General features: G+C 62.7%; 4 protein-coding genes. All 4 read left to right on the forward strand.

The window, feature by feature from the left end:
* The first annotated feature begins 161 nt into the window (after positions 1–161).
* Complete coding sequence (locus VMR39_RS09970) at positions 162–377, forward strand: hypothetical protein (RefSeq protein ID WP_325415797.1); 216 nt, start codon at positions 162–164, stop codon at positions 375–377.
* The gene (locus tag VMR39_RS09975) at positions 358–702 is read left to right on the forward strand and encodes a hypothetical protein (RefSeq protein WP_325415798.1); all 345 of its coding nucleotides are present in this window, start codon (positions 358–360) and stop codon (positions 700–702) included. The genes VMR39_RS09970 and VMR39_RS09975 overlap by 20 nt, the downstream gene beginning before the upstream one ends.
* A 40-nt stretch (positions 703–742) precedes the next feature.
* Complete coding sequence (locus VMR39_RS09980) at positions 743–1,300, forward strand: terminase small subunit (RefSeq protein ID WP_325415799.1); 558 nt, start codon at positions 743–745, stop codon at positions 1,298–1,300.
* Positions 1,293–2,443, forward strand: a 1,151-nt coding sequence (locus VMR39_RS09985; RefSeq protein WP_325415800.1) for a terminase, incomplete at its 3' end; no start/stop codon positions are given. The genes VMR39_RS09980 and VMR39_RS09985, both read left to right, overlap by 8 nt.

Raw genomic sequence — 2,443 nt, forward strand, 5'->3', positions numbered from 1 at the left:
GGCAAGGAAATCCACGCCATCAAATTCCGCGGGGAGGCGGTCAGGCTCGTATATGCACCCACAGATGGTCACATCGTCACTTTTCTGCCTGCCAAGGTTAGGTCCTTCCGGCAGGCGATGTCGCGCAAGCGGCATCGAAAGCTCGCGGAGGCCATCGAGGAATGCACTGGCGCGAACCCCTCACGGCAAAAGAACAGGCCGACGTCATCAGGGCCTATTCGGACCTGAAGCTCGAGGTCCTCGACATCATGTCGCGCTGGCGCCTCTCCTGGTACCGGCTCTACAGCCTTCTCGACCGGGAGGGGGTGCCGCGCCGGGTCAGGCCCGGAAGAGGAAGAAAATCGAAGGAGTTGTCGGATGAAAAGCCACAGAATTGAAATCGATAGAGCTACCGCCGACCGCGCCGCCGCCGGCCGGACCGCGTTTATCGCGCATGAGGTGCGCGAGTATTGCCGAAAGTCAGGATTGCCACTCGATTATTTCGATGGCTGCGCGCCCTGCGAGCAGGGCGCCGTCCTTGTTCTGGAAATCGTGCGCTACTCGCGGGAAGAGATTGAGCGCATAGGGCCTGGTCAGACCGACTGGGAGCGCGTCCGCAATATGACCGACGAGGAAATCGAGGCGGCCGCGGCAAGTGAGCCAGATGCAGAGCCGGTCGGTCTCGACTGGTCGAACATTGGACTTGGCAGCCCCAAGGGTTAGCCGTCTCGACTTCGGAAATAGATGGCCGATCGTGCCGTCCATGGTACTGAACCCGAAACAGCAAGCTTTCGCCCGCGAATACCTCGTCGATCTCAACGCGACGCAGGCCGCTATCCGCGCTGGGTACAGCCCCAAGACCGCCGTTCAGCAGGGAAGCCGATTGTTGCTAAATGCTGACATCGCGGCCGCCGTCGCGCGCGGCATGGATAAACGCGCGGAAAAGCTCGATATTTCAGCAGAGCGCGTGCTTGCCGAGATCGCCTCCATGGCGTTCTGGGACCCGGCCGACATGATGGTCGAGCTGACTGACGCGACCGAGGCTGAGGCAGGCGAGGGGTATCACATCGGTGAGGATGGCAAGCTTTATGGCCTGCGCGGGCCGACCGACATTCGCAGGCTTCCGGAGAAGATTCGCCGCGCCATCGTCGGCTGGGGCTGGGACCGCAACCAGAATTTCACGGTTAAACTCGCCGACAAGTCGAAGGCGTTGGACCAGCTCGCCCGGCATCTGAGCCTCTACAACGACAAGCTCGACCTCAACGTGACGGGCGACCTCGCCGGCCGCCTGCGCCGGGCAAAGGAGCGCCGCAATGGCTGAAGCGGCTCTCGATCTCGAGGCGGAACTCGCCGATCTCGCGGCATCGTGCCAGTACGATCCGCTGGCATGGGCGCAAGCCGCGTGGGACTGGGGGCATGGCGATCTCGCCGACGTCGATGGCCCGCGCGAATGGCAGGCCGACATGCTGGCCGCGATCCGGGATCACCTTCAGGACCCTGAGAAACGTTATCAGCCGTGCCTGATCGCCGTCGCCTCGGGTCACGGCATCGGCAAGTCTGCCGGCATGGGCATGATCTCGAACTGGGCGATGTCCTGCTTCGACGATGCCAAGGTCCTGACCACCGCCAACACCGACACGCAGCTCCGTACCAAGACCGTGCCCGAGGTGTCGAAGTGGTTCCGCTCGTCCATCACCGCGCATTGGTTCGACGTGCAGGCGACCTCGATCAAGGCGCGCGACGCGGCGCATACCGATTCCTGGCGGGCCGACTTTGTGCCCTGGTCGGAACACAACACCGAGGCCTTCGCCGGCCTCCACAACAAGGGCAAAATCGTCGTCCTGCTATTCGACGAGGCTTCAAAGATTCACAACAAGGTGTGGGAGGTCGCCGAGGGCGCGCTGACCGACGAGGACACGATCATCATCTGGGTCGTGTTCGGCAATCCGACGCAGGCGACGGGCCGTTTCCGCGAATGCTTCCGCAACCTGCGCCACCGCTGGATCGCGCGCCAGATCGACAGTCGCACGGTGCCCGGCACCAACAAGGTCCAGATCGCGAAGTGGATCGAGGACTATGGCGAGGAATCGGACTTCGTGAAGGTGCGCGTTAGGGGCATCTTCCCTTCCATGTCGGCCAAGCAGTTCATCTCCGAGGCCGATGTCGAGGCGGCGTTCGGCCGTCAGTTGCGCGCGGAGCAATACAACTGGGCGCCGAAGATCATCACCTGCGACCCTGCATGGGAAGGCGACGACGAGCTTGTGATCGGCATGCGTCAGGGGCTGATGTTCCAGATCCTCGCAACCATGCCGAAGAACGACAACGATGTGGCGGTGGCCAACAAGCTTGCCCAGCTCGAGGACGAACATAAGGCCGACGCGGTTTTCATCGACGGCGGCTATGGAACCGGCATCGTCTCGGTGGGTCGGACGCTGGGGCGAAGCTGGCAGCTCGTCTGGTTCTC

It is taken from the genome of Sphingobium sp., assembly GCF_035511395.1.
GTDB lineage: Bacteria > Pseudomonadota > Alphaproteobacteria > Sphingomonadales > Sphingomonadaceae > Sphingobium.